The sequence below is a fragment of the Microlunatus speluncae genome (assembly GCF_009299835.1).
Taxonomy (GTDB): Bacteria; Actinomycetota; Actinomycetes; order Propionibacteriales; family Propionibacteriaceae; genus Microlunatus; species Microlunatus speluncae.
Window position 1 is genome coordinate 186851 of sequence record NZ_VKCZ01000009.1, and the last position, 16312, is coordinate 203162.

The following is a 16312-nucleotide window of genomic DNA, read 5'->3' on the forward strand; positions in this document are numbered from 1 at the left end:
GGGAATCGTCGGCACCGGCCCTCCGGCCCGCGGGTCGGCGGTGACTCGCCGCGTGTTCGCTGATGGAGAACGCCCGGAAGAAACCCGGCTGTGAATGCCTTGAGCCAATGACGCTCAACTTCTCGTTCACGAGCGCCTTTGATGACTGGAGGCTGAAAACAATGTCGAAGCAACTCCCTGTTCTGTTCCTCAACGACCTCGTCGTGCTGCCCGGCATGGTCGTCCCGATCGAGCTCGACGACAGCACGCGGGCCGCGATCGACACCGCGCGGGCGAGCAGCGACGGGCATCTGCTGGTGGCCCCGCGGCTCGACGACCGGTACGCCTCCTACGGCGTCGTGGCGACGATCGTGCAGACCGGACGCCTGCAGACCGGCGAGCCGGCGGCCGTGCTGCGGGCCGAACGCCGGGCCCGGATCGGCTCCGGGGTGTCCGGGCCGGGCGCCGCGCTCTGGGTCGAGGCCGAGGAACTGCCCGAGGAAGACAGCGACACCGAAGAGATCCGGACGCTGGCCGGCGACTACCGGTCGCTGGTCGTGGCGAGCCTGCAGCGGCGGGACGCCTGGCAGGTGATCGACACCGTCAACCGGGTGACCGATCCGTCGGCGCTGGCCGACCTGGCCGGCTACGCCTCGTACCTGACCGACGAGCAGAAGCGGCAACTGCTCGAGACGCCGGCCGTCGCGGAGCGGCTCACCGCGCTGATCGAGTGGACCAAGGACCATCTGGCCGAGGTCGAGGTGAACGACAAGATCGCCGACGACGTCCGCGAGGGGATGGAGAAGAGCCAGCGCGAGTTCCTGCTCCGGCAGCAACTCAACGCGATCCGCAAGGAGCTGGGCGAGGACGAGCCGGACGGCGCCGAGGACTACCGGTCCCGGGTCGAGGCGGCCGAGCTGCCGGACGCGGTCCGCACCGCGGCGCTGCGTGAGGTCGGCAAGCTGGAGCGCTCCAGCGACCAGAGCCCGGAGGCGGGCTGGATCCGGACCTGGCTGGACACGGTGCTGGAGCTGCCGTGGAGCGTGATCACCACCGACTCGACCGACCTGGCCGGGGCCCGGCGGGTGCTGGACGATGATCATCACGGCCTGGCCGACGTCAAGGAGCGGATCGTCGAATACCTGGCGGTCCGGGCTCGGCGGGCCGACCGCGGCCTGTCCGTGGTCGGCGGCCGCGGCTCGGGCGCGGTGCTGGCACTGGCCGGCCCGCCCGGAGTCGGCAAGACCTCGCTCGGCGAATCGATCGCGCGGGCGCTGGGCCGGAAGTTCGTCCGGGTCGCCCTCGGCGGTGTCCGGGACGAGGCCGAGATCCGGGGTCACCGGCGGACCTACGTCGGCGCGCTGCCGGGCCGGCTGGTCCGGGCGATCGGCGAGGCCGGCTCGATGAACCCGGTGATCCTGCTGGACGAGATCGACAAGGTCGGCTCGGACTATCGGGGCGACCCGAGTGCCGCCCTGCTGGAGGTGCTCGACCCGGCGCAGAACCACACCTTCCGTGATCACTACCTGGATTTCGATCTTGACCTGTCCGACGTGATCTTCCTGGCCACGGCGAACGTGATCGAGAACATCCCGCAGCCGTTGCTGGACCGGATGGAGTTGATCACGCTCGACGGCTACACGGCCGACGACAAGATCGCGATCGCCCGGGACTTCCTGCTGCCGCGACAGCGGGAGCTGGCCGGGCTGACCGCCGACGAGGTGGACCTGACCGACGACGCGATCCGGGAGATCGCCGCCGACTACACCCGGGAGCCCGGAGTACGGCAGCTGGAGCGGCTGCTGGCCAAGGCGCTGCGCAAGGCGACAACCAAGCTGGCCGATGCCGAGGCCCCGGAGAACGAGGGGGAACCGCAGAAGTTGATCATCGACCTGGCCGACCTCCGGGACTTCCTGGGCCGGCCGCGGTTCACCCCGGAGTCGCATGAGCGGACCTCGGTGCCGGGCGTCGCGACCGGACTGGCGGTGACCGGTCTCGGCGGCGACGTGCTCTACATCGAGGCCGGGGCGGTCGACGGCAAGAGCGGCCTGACCCTGACCGGGCAACTGGGTGACGTGATGAAGGAGTCGGCCCAGATCGCGCTGTCCTACGTCCGCGCGCACGCCACCGAGCTGGGCATCGCCGACCTGTCCGTGCTGGACCGGCAGATCCACATCCACGTGCCGGCCGGCGCGGTGCCGAAGGACGGCCCGTCCGCGGGCGTCACCATGGTCACCGCGATCACCTCGATGGCGACCGGGCGACCGGTCCGGTCCGACGTCGGGATGACCGGCGAGGTCACGCTGAACGGTCGGGTGCTGCCGATCGGCGGGGTGAAGCAGAAGTTGCTCGCCGCGCAACGGGCCGGCCTGACCACCGTGTTCCTGCCGCAACGCAACGAACCCGACCTGGACGACGTCCCGGCCGAGGTCCGCGACGCCATCGAGATCCGGCTGACCACCGATGTGGCCGACCTGGTCGCCGCGGCGATCGAGCCGGCCCAGACCGCCGGAACAGTGGCAGCCGCCGCCTGATCCACCCACCCCAGCCGACTTGTCAGACCTGGTGCTGCTCGAGCCAGCTGGTTCTGACGAGTCGGCTGGGGTCTGCTGTCGGCGAAGGTGCTCGACCGCGACGCCGGGCCGCGTCCAGGATGGCGGGATGCTGAATCAGGTCGCGGTCCTGTCCGACATCCACGGCGTGCTGCCGGTGCTGGAGGCGATCCTGGCCGAGCCCGACGTCGTCGCGGCGGACAAGATCGTGATCACCGGTGATCATGTCGCCGGGCCGCAGCCGGTCGAGGTGCTCGACCTGCTCGCCGGGCTCGGGGACCGGGTGATCCTGGTCCGCGGCAACGCCGACCGCGAGGTGGTCGCCCTGGCCCACACTCCCGATCCGCGGGGCTATCCGGAATCGCTCTGGGCCGGCTCGGTGCTCCGGGCCGACCAGCTCGAACGGCTGGCCGCGCTCCCCCATCCGGTCACGCTGGAGCTGGCCGGATTCGGCGCCGTCGTGTTCTGTCACGGCACGCCGCGGGACGACGACGAGGTGGTGCTGGTCGATTCGCCGGTGGACCGGTGGATGACGGTGCTGGGAGAGCTCGGCCGCGAGATCCGGTTCGTCGTCTGCGGCCACACCCACATGCCGTACGTCCGGCTGGTCGATCGGCGCACGGTGATCAATCCGGGCAGCGTCGGGATGCCGTACGGCACCGCCGGCGGCGCCTGGGCCCTGCTCCGGGACGGGCAGATCTCGCTCCGCCGGACCGCGACCGACCCGGCCGCGGTGATCGACCGGGTGGTCCGCGAGTCCGCCTATCCCGGGGTGGCCGGCTGGGCCGAGACCTATCTGACCGGCGCGATCAGCGACCTGGAGGCCCTGGCGGCGATGCGCCCGCGCACCGAGTCATCCTGAGCCCACGCCGGCGCGCTGCCGCGCCGGGACCCGCTCCCGCCGCAACACCGTCACGATCCCGATCACCAGGCCGAGCACACCCAGCCCCGCCGAGACGTACGGCAGCACCCCGGCCCCGGCGACCCCGATCACCAGGCCGCCGAGGCCGCCGGCGATGCCACTGCCGAGATAGATCGCCGAGGCGTTGAGCGAGATCAACAGTCCGGCGCGCGGGCCGCTGATCTCGACCAGCAGCGTCTGCACGGGCGGGTTGAACGCCCAGCCGAACAGGCCCCAGAGCAACAGCAGGATCCCGGCTCCGATCACCGACCTCGCCGCGAGCGGGAGAAACACGACCAGCACCGTGAACCCGATCAGCACCGCCAGCAGCACGGTCCGGGTGCCGAAGCGGTCGGTGGCGCGGCCGCCGAGGGTGTTGCCGATCATGGCCCCCACGCCGTAGGTGACGAGCAGGATGATCACCGTCAAGCCGTGCACCTGGGTCACCGCGCCGAGGAAGGGCACCAGGTAGGTGTAGGTCGTCATCGCGGCGACCACTCCGATCACGCTCATCGCCAGCACGGCCAGCGCCCGCGGGTCGGCGGCGACCCGCAGCCGCTCCCGCATCCCGACCCCGGCCGCGGCCGGCGCCGGAACGGACGGCACCACCCGGGCCACGGCCAGCGCGATCACCAGGCCGAGGGCGGCGACGGCGACGTGCACCCCACGGAAGCCGAGCAGCGGTGCCAGCAACCCGCCGGCCGGCACCCCGGCAGCCATCGCGAGGGTCAGCCCGCCGAACACGATGGCGACCGCGCGGCCGCGGCGTTCGGGCAGCAGGCCCGCGGCGACCAGCGTCGCGGTCGGAGTGAAGGCCGCCGCGCCGATCGCCGCGACGACCCGGCCGGTGGCCAGGATCGCGAAGCTGGGCGCGGCCGCGGAGATCAGGTTGCCGGCCACCGTGGTCAGCAGGGCGACCACCAGCAGAGTGCGCCGATTCCAGCGGCCGGTGACGGTGGCGACGATCGGCGCACTGATCGCGTACGCCAGCGCAAAGGTCGTCGACAGCTGCCCCGCGACGGCCTGACTGACCCCGAGCTCGGCGCTGATCGCCGGCAGCAGGCTGGTGATCAGGTAGGCCGTGGTGCCGATCGTGAACGTACCGGCGGCCAGCAGATAGAGACGTGGTGTCATGAGCCCCTCGAAACGCGCACCGAAGTTAGTTCGATGGCGATCGTAATACGATCTGGATCAAACTTCCATCGCGGTCGTACAATCGCGGGCATGAGCAGAACGTCGGACGAGCCGATCGACGCGCCGGAACGGGCGGAGATCAGCATCGACGAGGTGCTGCGCGCGCTGGCCGACCCGGTGCGGCTGTCGATGATCCGGCAGTTGGCGGCGCATCCCCACGCGGACGCCGGCGTCGCCTGCGGCGAGATCCCGCTCGGGATCAACAAGTCCACCCGGACCCATCATCTGAGGGTGCTCCGACTCGCCGGCGTGATCGCGATGCGGACCGAAGGCACCCGCCGCCTCGTCACCCTCCGCGCCGAAGACCTGAACGCCCGCTTCCCCGGCGTCCTGACCGCCATCCTCCACCCCTGAACACCCCGAGTTGTCAGACTTAGAGCACGCTCTGGCGTGCCCTAAGTCTGACAACTCGGGGTTGGGGGTCAGCGGAGGTCCTGGGCGGGCTCGGCCGGGGCGTGGTCGTCGGCCCAGCGGGACCTGATCAGGCTGGCCACCGTGGTCACGATCAGCACCACGATGATCACCATCAGCGACAGCCAGGTCGGGATCTCCGGCACCAGGTGCGGGTCGATGCCAACCCAGGCCAGCACCGGGGTGGCGTGCAGGGCGTGCATCAACAGCTTGACGCCGATGAAGGCCAAGATCACCGACAGGCCGAGGGACAGGTAGACCAGCCGGCGCAGCAGCCCGCCGAGCAGGAAGTAGAGCTGCCGCAGGCCCATCAGCGCGAACACGTTGGCGGTGAACACCAGATACGGCTCCTGGGTCAGGCCGTAGATCGCCGGGATCGAATCCAACGCGAACATCAGGTCGGTGCTGCCCAGCGCGATGATCACCATCAGCATCGGGGTGGCCATCCGGCGGCCGTCGATCCGCGGCACCACCCGGGTCCCGTGGAACTCCGTGGTGGACGGGATCCGCCGCTTCACCCAGCGCATGGCGATGTTGTCGGGCGCCTCGTTGTCGTCGTCGTGATTGCGGTAGTCGATCACCAGCTTGACCGCGGTGAAGATCAGGAACGCGCCGAAGAGGAAGAACACGCCGGCGAACGCGTCGATCACGACGGCGCCGAGGGCGATGAAGATGCCGCGGAAGACCAGCGCCAGGACGATGCCCACCATCAGGGCGAACTGCTGCAGATGCCGCGGCACCTTCAATGCGCCCATGATGATGATGAAGATGAACAGGTTGTCGATCGACAGGCTGTATTCGGTCAGCCAGCCGGCGAAGAACTCCCCCGCGTACTGCGGTCCGGAGATGCCCCAGATCGCGAGCCCGAAGATGACCGCCAGCGCGATGTAGATCGCGATGAAGATGCCCGCTTCCTTCATCGACGGTTCGTGCGGGCGGCGGCCGATCACGAAGACGTCGAGCGCCAGGATCGCCACCGTCACCGCGACCGTGATGATCCAGGCATACAGGTGAACGTCCATGCGGAACCTTCCGAGACTCGGGCTTGGGGGTCAGTCAGCGTCTCGGAGGTCTCTTCCACCGGGTTGAACCGGCCGGGGAACCGGGGGCCGTCGTCTCGCCGACACTGCGATACGCCGTCCACCGTGGTGACGATGCCACCGCGTGGGAATACTCCCCTCCGGACTGCGATTCTTGCAGGAGCCACCCGAGCCTGGGAAATCTGGCCGGCCCGCCGTTCCGCAGAATCGCCGTCAAGAACTAGAGCGCGGCGTGCCAGGGGGCTATTCCGAACCGTCCCGGATTGTGGGCGAGGTCACGGCGAATCCGGCCTGCCCAGGACAGGCTCAGGGAACGGGACCAGCACCGCCCTTCGACAGGCTCAGGGAACGAAACCGGCGCAGGCTCCAGGGAGCGTGCGGTGATCGGTCAGCGGTTGGCCTCGACCATCTGGCGCAGTTCCTTCTTCAGGTCCGAGATCTCGTCGCGCAGCCGGGCGGCGAGCTCGAACTGCAGATCGGCGGCGGCCACGTGCATCTGGTCGGTCAGGTCCTGGACCAGGTCGGCCAGCTCCCCGGCGGGCAGACCGGCGATCTCCCGCGCCCGCTCGCTCAGGTCGGCCGCCATCCCCAGCGTCGGGACGGCGGCCTTCTGCCGGCGTCCGCCGCGCTTGGACAGCAGGTCGTCGGTGTCGGCGTCCTCGCGGGCCAGCATGTCGGTGATGTCGGCGATCTTCTTCCGTAGCGGCTGCGGGTCGACGCCGTTGGCCTTGTTGTAGGCGACCTGCTTCTCCCGCCGGCGGTTGGTCTCCTCGATCGCCGCGGCCATCGAGTCGGTGATCTTGTCCGCGTACATGTGCACCTCGCCCGACACGTTACGGGCGGCCCGGCCGATGGTCTGGATCAGGCTCTTGGAGCTGCGCAGGAAGCCTTCCTTGTCGGCGTCCAGGATCGCGACCAGCGACACCTCGGGTAGGTCGAGGCCCTCGCGGAGCAGGTTGATCCCGACCAGCACGTCGAACGCGCCCATCCGCAGGCCCCGGAGCAGCTCGATCCGTTGCAGGGTGTCGACCTCGGAGTGCAGATACCGGGTCTTGATCCCGTTCTCCAGCAGATAGTCGGTCAGGTCCTCGGCCATCTTCTTGGTCAGGGTGGTGACCAGGACCCGCTCCGACTTCTCGGACCTGACCTTGATCTCCCCCATCAGGTCGTCGATCTGCCCCTGGGTCGGCTTGATCACCACCTCCGGGTCGACCAGTCCGGTGGGCCGGATCAGCTGCTCGACGAAGCCGTCCGAGCGGGCCATCTCGTAGTCGCCCGGGGTCGCCGACAGATAGACCGTCTGGCCGATCCGTTCGACGAACTCCTCGAACCGCAGCGGCCGGTTGTCCATCGCGCTGGGCAGCCGGAAGCCGTGCTCGACCAGGGTCCGCTTCCGCGAGGCGTCGCCCTCGTACATCCCGCCGATCTGCGGAATGGTGACGTGCGATTCGTCGACCACCAGCAGGAAGTCCTCGGGGAAGTAGTCGAGCAGACAGTTGGGCGCCTCGCCCGGGCCGCGGCCGTCCATGTGCCGGGAGTAGTTCTCGATCCCGGAGCAGGTGCCGATCTGGCGCATCATCTCGATGTCGTAGCTGGTCCGCATCCGCAGCCGCTGCGCCTCGAGCAGCTTGTTCTGCTGCTCCAGCTCGGCCAGTCGCTCGCCCAGCTCGGCCTCGATCCGGACGATCGCGTGCTCCATCTGTTCCGGCCCGGCGACATAGTGGCTGGCCGGCATCAGGAAGACCTCCTGGTCCTCCGAGATCACCTCGCCGGTCAGCGGGTGCATCGTCGACAGGGCCTCGATCTCGTCACCGAAGAACTCGACCCGGACCGCCATCTCCTCGTACTTCGGGAACACCTCGAGGGTGTCGCCGCGGACCCGGAAGGTGCCGCGGGTGCCGGCCAGGTCGTTGCGGACATACTGCACGCCGACCAGCTTGCGCAGCAGCGAGTCACGCTCGATCTCCTGCCCGACCCGGAGCTGGACCATCCGGTTGAGGTACGTCTCCGCGCTGCCCAGGCCGTAGATGGCGGACACGGTGGCGACCACGACCACGTCCCGCCGGGTCAGCAACGAGTTGGTGGCCGAGTGCCGCAGCCGCTCGACCTCCTCGTTGAGCGAGGAGTCCTTCTCGATGTAGGTGTCGGTCTGCGGGACGTACGCCTCGGGTTGGTAGTAGTCGTAGTACGAGACGAAATACTCCACCGCGTTCTTCGGGAAGAACTGCCGCAACTCGTTGGCGAACTGGGCCGCCAGGGTCTTGTTCGGCTGCATCACCAGCACCGGCCGCTGCACCCGCTCGGCCAGCCAGGACACCGTGGCCGTCTTGCCGGTGCCGGTGGCGCCGAGGAGCACGACATCCTGCTCCCCGGCGCGAATCCGGCGCTCCAGGTCGGCGATCGCCGTCGGCTGGTCGCCGCCGGGCTCGAAGTCGGCATGCACCTTGAACGGTGCCACGGTACGGATCAGGTCGTCGAGCGGACGCATGCTGGAGAGCCTACGACCCGGCACCGACAGTGGCCCGGTTCAGTCGAGCATCGACTTCCACATCGAGTCGACCATGGCGTCGTAGTCCTGCAGCGTCTGATCCTTGGTCGACCCGGGTTTGTAGTGCAGCGACAGCGCTCCGGTGAGGCCGTCCTCGGTCCGGGCGACGACGTACCGCAGGCCGATCGGCCCGGATCCGAACATTCCGGTGGCCGTTCCGGTCACCTCACATTGCACCGCCGTCGCACCGCCGGAAGTCAGGACGGTGCTGGCGCCGCTGAACGTTGCGTTGGTGATTCCTTGCCCGGCCATGGTTCGGATCTGGCTGTCGCAGAGCTCAGCCGGCTCCAGGATCATGCTGGTGGACGTGTGGCCGAGGACCATCGACAAGCCGCGCTCCATCCTCTTCGAGGACGAATCCTCCGCTGTCGAATCCACGATGGCCCAACCGTCCGGCACCGTCACCGTGACGCCGTGGCCGAGATCGACCGTCCCCCCGGGCCCCGAGGCTCCGATCGGCTGCAGCAGCTTCCGGATGTCATCGAAACTGTCGCCGAAGACGAGGAAGACCACACCGACGCCGGCCAACAACCCGACAACGATGGTGACGAGAGCGATCACCGTCGAGCCGCCGCGGCGGCTCGACGGTCTGACGGGCGGTGGTGCGCCCCAACCCGGCGGCGGACCGGACCAGCCCGGTTGCGGCGGTTGGCCCCTCCCTCCCGGTTGCTGCGTCACCTACGATCCTCCGGGTCGGCGCTGGCCAGCCGCTCCGTCAGCTGGCCAGCGACTGCAGGATCGAGACGGCCATCGACTTGTAGTCCTCGATGGCCTGCTCCTTGGTGGACTTGGTGTGTACCAACCAGCCCGCGCCCACCGTGCCGTCGGAGTTCTTGCCGATCACGGCGGCGACCCCCATCGGCACCGACCCGCCGCTGCCGGTCGCGGTGCCGGACATCCCACACTGGGCGGCATCGAGACTGCCGCCCGTGTCGATGGTCTTGGCGGCCTGGAACTTGGTGTTGGTCATGTCCTCGGCCACGCTCTTCATGAAGGCATCGCACAGTTGCGACGCGGTCCCCGACGCTCCGACGATCGACTGGCCGTAGAACGCGTCGCTGCCGTTGGAGAACTCGAAGGAGTTCGCATGCTTCTCGGCCAGGCCCCAGCCGCTCGCGAGCGTCACGCTGACCCCGTTGCCGAGGTCGACGGCCTTGCCCCCGCCGCCACCGCCGGTCGGGTCGTCACTCGGGTCGTCACTGGACGGCTGCTGGGTCGGGTCTTCCGACGGCGGGTCGGACGGATCCTCGGAGGGATCTTCCGACGGGTCCTCGGTCGGCGGTGCGGTGTTGGTCGGCGTGATCGTCGCCGTCGGTTCACCGCCACGGTTGAGCGCCATGAAGATGCCGCCGACCGCCACCAGCAGGACGACCGCGGCGACCACGATGCCGATGATCATCGCGCTGCTGCGCTGGCCCGGCTGCTGGCCGCCAGGCCCACCCGGCCCACCCGGCGGACGCTGCTGACCGCCGCCGTAGCCGCCCGGCTGACCCTGGTAGCCCTGCTGATAGCCACCCTGCTGGTAGCCGCCCTGCTGCTGATACCCGCCCTGCTGCTGGTAGCCGCCCTGCTGCCCCCAACCGCCACCCTGCTGCGGTTGCTGCGGCGGCTGGCCCTGCTGCGGATACTGCGGCTGACCCTGCTGCGGCGGCTGACCCTGCTGCGGCGGCTGGCCCTGTTGCGGCGGCCAACCCGGCTGCCCGCCCTGCGGCGGCTGCTGGCCCCACTGGCCCGGCTGCTGGCTCATGACCGGCCCTCCTCACCCTGGCCGCGATCCGTTTCGGACGACGGTGGTGGTGTTTCGATGACAGGTTCCGGCTGGTCGGTGTCCGGCAGCGGCTCCGCCTCGAACTGCTCGGCGTCCATCTGCTCGGCGTCCAACTGCTCGGCGTCCAACTGCTCCGGGGCAACCGCCTGGTCCGTGCCGGCGGGCGGCTGGTTCCGCTCCTGGATCAACGTGTCCTCCGGTTGCCCGTCGCCCGCCGGCGCGTCGCCCGCGACGACCCCGCCGCCGGTCGCGGCCGCGCCGGCCATCGCCTTGGCCCGGTGTGCCTTGGGCTGCACCCGGACCGCCGTACCGCAGGCGTTGCAGAACGCGGCGTGTTCGAACAGCGGCATCTCACAGCGGGCGCAGAACTCGAGCTCGCCGAGCTCGCCGATCCCCGCCTCGCGGGCCGTCCGCTCCAGCGCCGCCTCCATCAGGCCGGCGTGCAGCACGGTCCGGACGCGGAGGATCAGGATGCCGAGGATCAGCACGCCCCAGACCACGTTGAGCGAGATGCTCAGGGCCAGGTTGCCCAGGAAGGAGAACAGATAGGCCCCGGCCGCGTACGCGATGTTGGCCACCACGGCCTCGGCCAGGCCGCGGAAGTAGCGCGGCGTGAAGCCGTCGTAACCCCGGCCCAGGCCGGAGAACTCGGCGCAGGCGATGCCGGTCGCCGTGCCCATGATCAACGGCTTGACGAAGCCCTCGAGGAACATCAGCGGCACCCAGACCCCGGGGTCGGCCGACTGCAGCCCGCCGGTGAGCAGGCTCCAGTGCCGGACCAGGGTGTCGAAGGTCGCGTACGAGACGCCGGAGATCACGCCGAAGGTGAGCCCGTCCATCAGGTCGTCGAACTTGGGCCGGCTGGCCAAGATCACCGGACCGACCTGGCGGATCGCCTCGCCGATCACCGGCACCAGCAGCGCGGCCAGCAGCAGGCCACCGACGGTGGGCCCGCCACCGACGCCGGACAGATCGCCGGTGATCACCTGCGGGCCGCGGAGCCCGGTCCAGATGATCGTGAACGCGATCGCCAGCACCCCGGTCAGGCCGAACGCCATCGCGGTCACCGGGACCGGGGCGTCGTCCCACATGTTCACGTCGTAGAGATAGACGATGTAGATCACCGGCATCGCGAACGCCGCCACCAGCACGGCGATCGGCAACGCGCCGAAGATCGCGGCGACCAGCGCCACGACCAGCGCGATCACCAGGGCGATCCGGTACGTCTGCGGCCGCTGCCCGACCCCGCGCGGCATGATCGTCGAGATCAGCGCGAACGAGGCGACGGGCTCATCCGGCTTGACCGCGAACGCCTTCCGCCGGGCCTGGTCGGTGGACCGTTGGTCCAGACCGCAGACATGGCAGAAATGCGCGACCTCGGGTAGTTCGGCTCGGCATCGTGGACACTCCACGCGAGTCCTCCTACGGGCTCAGCCGACATCATCGGCTACGTTCGACACCCCGGCTCCGCGGCCGAAGAACCGGCCGCAGGTGGGTCCGCCGGAGAGTATGTCACTTCGCGTGCCGAATGTCGTGGAGCCGTGCCCACAAGCGGTCGACCTCGGTCGGCAGCCGGTCGGCCGGGCCGGTGTTGTCGACCACCAGGTCGGCCGCCGCCAGCCGTTGCTCGCGGGAGGCCTGGGCGGAGAGCCGCTCCTCGACCTGCCGCTCGTCGAGCCCGTTGCGCCGGCTCAGTCGCTCCCGCTGCTGGCCCGGGTCGGCGTCGACGACGATCACCAGGTCGAAGCCGGCGGCGAGGCCGGCCTCGACCAGCAACGGGACCACCTGGATCACCACGGCGTCGTCCGGGGCGGCTTGTTCCAGCTCGGTGGCACGCTGCCGGATCAGCGGGTGGGTGATCGATTCAAGATCACGACGGGCCTGCGGATCGCCGAAGATGATCTTGCCGAGCGCGGCCCGGTCCAGCTCGTCACCGGTCAGCACGCCGGGGCCGAACCGCTCGACGACGGCGGCCAGGCCGGGCGTCCCCGGCGCCACCACCTCGCGGGCCAGCACGTCGGAGTCGATGATCACCGCGCCCTTGTCGCGCAACAACTCCGACACCGCCGTCTTGCCCGAGGCGATGCCCCCGGTCAGCGCGATCCGCATCCGTACCCCTTCCTCGGCTTCATGAACGTTGTTGACGCTTCATGACAGTTGCAACGTGCACAAAGCGTCAGTTCTTCACGTTAACGTGAAAAACCTGGGGCGGATGTGAAACGGCCCCCGAACGCGCGGTGTGCGTTCGGGGGCCGTTCGGTGATCAGGTGATCAGTTGGCGCTGCCGGTCAACTTCTCCCGCAGGGCCTGCAGGGCCTCGTCCGAAGCCAGCGAACCCTCGGGGGCGCTGGGGGTCGGAGCGGAGCCGCCGCCACCACTGTTGCTGCTGCCGCTGGACGACGAGTACGACGCCGACGACGGTGCGGCCGCGGCTGCGGCCTCGCCGTTCTCGGCCTCGACGACCTGCTTCTTGTGGGCTTCCCAACGGGTGTGCGCCTCGGCGTACTGCTGCTCCCAGGTCGCCTGCTGCTCCTCGAACCCTTCGAGCCACTCGCCCGTCTCCGGGTCGAAGCCGTCCGGGTAGACGTAGTTGCCCTGGTCGTCGTAGGTCGCGGCCATGCCGTACAGCGCCGGATCGAACTCCTCCGCGCTGACGTCGACACTCTCGTTGGCCTGCTTGAGCGACAGCGAGATCCGGCGCCGCTCCAGGTCGATGTCGATGATCTTGACCATGACGTCGTCGCCGACCTGGACGACCTGCTCCGGGATCTCCACGTGGCGCTCGGCCAGCTCGGAGACGTGGACCAGGCCCTCGATGCCGTCCTCGACCCGGACGAACGCACCGAACGGCACCAGCTTGGTGACCTTGCCCGGCACGATCTGGCCGATCTGGTGCAGCCGCGCGAACGCCTGCCACGGATCTTCCTGGGTCGCCTTCAGCGACAGCGAGACGCGCTCGCGGTCCATCTCGACGGAGAGCACCTCGACGGTGACCTCCTGGCCGACCTCGACCACCTCGGAGGGGTGATCGATGTGCTTCCAGGACAGCTCCGACACGTGCACCAGGCCGTCGACGCCGCCGAGATCGACGAAGGCGCCGAAGTTGACGATCGAGGACACGACACCCTTGCGGATCTGGCCCTTCTGCAGCTGGGTGAGGAAGCTCTGCCGCACCTCGGACTGGGTCTGCTCGAGCCAGGCCCGCCGCGACAGCACGACGTTGTTCCGGTTCTTGTCCAGCTCGATGATCTTGGCCTCGAGCTCCTGGCCGACGTACGGCTGCAGGTCCCGGACCCGGCGCATCTCCACCAGGGAGGCCGGCAGGAAGCCGCGGAGGCCGATGTCGAGGATCAGACCGCCCTTGACGACCTCGATCACCTGACCGGTGACGACGCCGTCCTCTTCCTTGATCTTCTCGATCGTGCCCCAGGCGCGCTCGTACTGAGCCCGCTTCTTGGACAGGATCAGCCGGCCCTCTTTGTCCTCTTTCTGCTGGACCAGGGCCTCGACCTCGTCGCCGACGCTGACCACTTCATGCGGGTCCACGTCATGCTTGATCGACAATTCCTTGGAGGGGATGACCCCCTCGGTCTTGTAACCGATGTCGAGCAGGACCTCGTCACGGTCGACCTTGACGACGGTTCCGGTGACGATGTCACCGTCGTTGAAGTACTTGATTGTTGCGTCGATAGCCTCGAGGAAGGCTTCCGGCGAACTGAAGTCGTCTACCGCGACCTGCGGCGGCGCTTCTAGGGAGGACGTCATGTAGTAGGGCTCCGATATGGCTGGACTAGATTTTCGGCGTAGCTGCAGCCCGAGCCGTACATACCGTTGTGCCGAGACCGTGAAGTGCTGCCAGCTGCCCAGGGTGTACGAGCGTGACCCACTCCGTCCGAGGTCGCGCAGGCCACAGCGACACATCAGCCTATCGCCGTCGGCAAAGCAGGGTCAATTTGGCCGGTCCGGCGGCGAGACCGAATCCGGATCCGGTCACGGCAATTCGTGCACCCTACCGTCGGCCAGGGCGGCCAGCGCGGCCGCGACCCGCCGCTGGTTCCGCGGCTTCAGAAAGTCGGCCAGCCCGTCGCTAGGGACGAAGCGGTACGAACGCAACTCCTCGGCCTGCAGCCGGATCGCCGCGATCTCTGCCGGCGCCAGCACGCCGCCGTCGTAGCCGAACATCAGCGCCCCGTGCGGATCGGTCGGCGGCTCGGGTGCGATCCAGTCGACCACCAGCAGCCGGCCGGTCGGCCGGTCGAGTCCGAGCTCCTCCAGCACCTCTCGCCGGCAGCCGATCGCCGGCGACTCGTCCACCTCGACCGTCCCGCCGGGCAGGATCCAGTCCGCCCGATAGGTCGGCTCGACCAGCAGCACCCGGCCGGCGTCGTCGGTGAACACCGCTCCGGCGGCGATCCGCCGCCGCGGCAGGGTGGCCAGGAAACTCGCCCGATCCAGCAGCTCGTCCGTCACCGGAAGGAGGCTACCCGCCACTGATCGATACGCGGCGGCACGTGCAAGACAGCGGTCAACTTGGCCGGGTAGTCGCGGCCAAATTGACCGCTATGTCACGGCGCCACGGCCTCCCCTCGATCTCACGGGGCGTCACACCGTGTGGCGCGTCATCAGTCGAGCGTGCTGATCAGCATCCAGCCGGCGATGCCGAGGAAGGCCAGGCCGAACCCGATCTCGACCACCAGCCCGACGCCCGGCTCCAGCCCGAAGGCCAGCGACTGGGTCAGCAGGTGGACCGGGATGAAGCTCAGGAACATCCAGGCGAACCCGCGGAAGATCAGCATGAAGAAGCCGTCCCACCAGCCGAAGATCAACCCCCAGAGCAGCATCCCGAGACCGAGATGGGCCAGATAGAGCCAGTAGCTCAGCGATTCGCCGGACGCCGGCAGGAACCAGGCCGCGGCCCCCATCACCTCGACCCCGACCACCTCGCCGCGCCAGGTCCGTAGATCGGCCGGCAGTCCCTCCCGCGCCTTCTCGTAGAACTCAGGCCCCACGTCGCGGGCCTGCCGCTGGCCGTCGGGCCGCTGCCAGGTCACCTCGTAGTGGGTGGTCGTGGTCGTGCTGGTGTGCCCGTTCGCATCCGTGCTGGTCGACGTCGTGGTGTACGTCCGCCGGGCGGCGATCGTGGCCGGCTCGCGGGCGAAGCAGTCCTCCAGACCGTGCTCGCAGTCGACCACCGCACGAAACTCCTGCGTCTGCCGGAACGGCCCGGCAGCGCCGAGCAGTGCCACGGTCAGCACCACCGCACCGAGCGCCATCAGGAGCCACCGACCCCGCGATCGCGGCAGCCAGGTATCGCGATCCCTGGCCGGCCGGTGTCCACGCCGGAACCCGATGATCATCCGCAGCCTCACCCCTCAAGTGAGTCCATGATCCCATGGCGAGGTTGATCGGACCTGCCTTCGACAGGCTCGGCCTGGATCCGCCGATGACCTGTGATCCGTTTGTCGCGCTTCCTATTCGGGCTGGGCAGCCGGTGAGGGTGTTCGCTCCCTGAGCCAGTCGAGCGTTCGCTCCCTGAGCCTGTCGAAGGGCGAGCCAGACAGTGCCTCTCCAGCTTCGGCCTGACGGCCGGAAAGACGCGCCAAGGAGCGGGCGGGTCACGGCGGTCCGTCACGTTATGCGGCCGGGCGCCGGTGTTGGCGGCGAAAGTCTCTGGCTGGGCATCGACTGTGACTGTGAGGATATTGAGGTGTCGCTCGTGGCGGCTGGGTCTGACTCGGACTGTGACTGGCCTTGGTTGCCTTGGATTCGATCTGTCGGCTCGGTCGCTGCGGGCGGCGGCTAGTTCGTCACCGGGCGACCAGGTGTGAACCGCCCCGGGTTTTCCGGGTACCTCGGTTTGTGTCTCTACCCGGTCGGGATGAGACGGTTTCTTGCAGCGTAGTGGGTGGTCTCGACTTC

The 16312-nt window shown here is 69.0% G+C and carries 13 protein-coding genes; 3 read left to right on the forward strand and 10 right to left on the reverse strand.

Translation table 11 applies throughout. The annotated features are described in order from the left end of the window. Window positions 1-161: 161 nt before the first annotated feature. Both lon and FNH24_RS13670 read left to right on the forward strand, forming a co-directional pair. Window positions 162-2513 (forward strand): endopeptidase La, encoded by a 2352-nt coding sequence (lon, locus tag FNH24_RS13665; protein ID WP_152362734.1) that lies wholly within the window; start codon window positions 162-164, stop codon window positions 2511-2513. 127 nt (window positions 2514-2640) lie between these two features. After that, entirely contained in the window at window positions 2641-3393 is a 753-nt protein-coding gene (locus tag FNH24_RS13670) for a metallophosphoesterase family protein (protein WP_152362735.1), read from the forward strand. Here FNH24_RS13670 and FNH24_RS13675 read toward each other — a convergent pair. Then, complete coding sequence (locus FNH24_RS13675) at window positions 3385-4566, reverse strand: MFS transporter (protein ID WP_152362736.1); 1182 nt, start codon at window positions 4564-4566, stop codon at window positions 3385-3387. The two genes, FNH24_RS13670 and FNH24_RS13675, sit on opposite strands and share 9 nt — an antisense overlap. Window positions 4567-4656: 90 nt before the next feature. On the opposite strand from FNH24_RS13675, the gene FNH24_RS13680 reads away from it, so the two are divergent. Beyond that, window positions 4657-4980, forward strand: coding sequence for an ArsR/SmtB family transcription factor (locus FNH24_RS13680; RefSeq protein WP_152362737.1), 324 nt, complete (start codon window positions 4657-4659; stop codon window positions 4978-4980). Between the two features lie 68 nt (window positions 4981-5048). Here FNH24_RS13680 and FNH24_RS13685 read toward each other — a convergent pair whose 3' ends face one another. The 9 genes from FNH24_RS13685 to FNH24_RS13725 form a co-directional block, all read right to left on the reverse strand. After that, on the reverse strand, window positions 5049-6059 hold the full coding sequence (locus FNH24_RS13685; protein ID WP_152362738.1) for a TerC family protein: 1011 nt from the start codon (window positions 6057-6059) through the stop codon (window positions 5049-5051). Window positions 6060-6465: 406 nt separating this feature from the next. Continuing rightward, window positions 6466-8565, reverse strand: a complete 2100-nt coding sequence (gene uvrB, locus FNH24_RS13690) for an excinuclease ABC subunit UvrB (protein WP_152362739.1) — start codon at window positions 8563-8565, stop codon at window positions 6466-6468. 39 nt (window positions 8566-8604) lie between these two features. Then, window positions 8605-9186 carry a hypothetical protein gene (locus tag FNH24_RS13695; RefSeq protein WP_152362740.1) on the reverse strand — a complete coding sequence of 194 codons (582 nt, stop codon included), beginning with the start codon at window positions 9184-9186 and terminating at the stop codon, window positions 8605-8607. Window positions 9187-9340: 154 nt separating this feature from the next. After that, entirely contained in the window at window positions 9341-10372 is a 1032-nt protein-coding gene (locus FNH24_RS13700; RefSeq protein ID WP_152362741.1) for a hypothetical protein, read from the reverse strand. Then, window positions 10369-11805, reverse strand: coding sequence for a PrsW family intramembrane metalloprotease (locus FNH24_RS13705; RefSeq protein WP_246186878.1), 1437 nt, complete (start codon window positions 11803-11805; stop codon window positions 10369-10371). Before FNH24_RS13705 ends, FNH24_RS13700 begins: the two co-directional genes overlap by 4 nt. A gap of 100 nt (window positions 11806-11905) precedes the next feature. Beyond that, the gene (gene coaE / locus FNH24_RS13710) at window positions 11906-12502 is read right to left on the reverse strand and encodes a dephospho-CoA kinase (protein WP_152362742.1); all 597 of its coding nucleotides are present in this window, start codon (window positions 12500-12502) and stop codon (window positions 11906-11908) included. Window positions 12503-12664: 162 nt separating this feature from the next. Further along, window positions 12665-14158, reverse strand: a complete 1494-nt coding sequence (gene rpsA, locus FNH24_RS13715; protein ID WP_152362743.1) for a 30S ribosomal protein S1 — start codon at window positions 14156-14158, stop codon at window positions 12665-12667. 225 nt (window positions 14159-14383) lie between these two features. Next, entirely contained in the window at window positions 14384-14863 is a 480-nt protein-coding gene (locus FNH24_RS13720; RefSeq protein WP_217428209.1) for an NUDIX domain-containing protein, read from the reverse strand. A gap of 152 nt (window positions 14864-15015) precedes the next feature. Then, window positions 15016-15666, reverse strand: coding sequence for a hypothetical protein (locus FNH24_RS13725; RefSeq protein ID WP_152362744.1), 651 nt, complete (start codon window positions 15664-15666; stop codon window positions 15016-15018). Between the last annotated feature and the right edge of the window lie 646 nt (window positions 15667-16312).

Excerpts from the sequence above, each read along its gene's own strand:
- lon (WP_152362734.1), top strand. The coding sequence starts at position 162 with ATGTCGAAGCAACTCCCTGTTCTGTTCCTCAACGACCTCGTCGTGCTG.
- FNH24_RS13670 (WP_152362735.1), top strand. The coding sequence starts at position 2,641 with ATGCTGAATCAGGTCGCGGTCCTGTCCGACATCCACGGCGTGCTGCCG.
- FNH24_RS13675 (WP_152362736.1), bottom strand. The coding sequence starts at position 4,566 with ATGACACCACGTCTCTATCTGCTGGCCGCCGGTACGTTCACGATCGGC.
- FNH24_RS13680 (WP_152362737.1), top strand. The coding sequence starts at position 4,657 with ATGAGCAGAACGTCGGACGAGCCGATCGACGCGCCGGAACGGGCGGAG.
- FNH24_RS13685 (WP_152362738.1), bottom strand. The coding sequence starts at position 6,059 with ATGGACGTTCACCTGTATGCCTGGATCATCACGGTCGCGGTGACGGTG.
- uvrB (WP_152362739.1), bottom strand. The coding sequence starts at position 8,565 with ATGCGTCCGCTCGACGACCTGATCCGTACCGTGGCACCGTTCAAGGTG.
- FNH24_RS13700 (WP_152362741.1), bottom strand. The coding sequence starts at position 10,372 with ATGAGCCAGCAGCCGGGCCAGTGGGGCCAGCAGCCGCCGCAGGGCGGG.
- coaE (WP_152362742.1), bottom strand. The coding sequence starts at position 12,502 with ATGCGGATCGCGCTGACCGGGGGCATCGCCTCGGGCAAGACGGCGGTG.
- rpsA (WP_152362743.1), bottom strand. The coding sequence starts at position 14,158 with ATGACGTCCTCCCTAGAAGCGCCGCCGCAGGTCGCGGTAGACGACTTC.
- FNH24_RS13725 (WP_152362744.1), bottom strand. The coding sequence starts at position 15,666 with ATGGCGCTCGGTGCGGTGGTGCTGACCGTGGCACTGCTCGGCGCTGCC.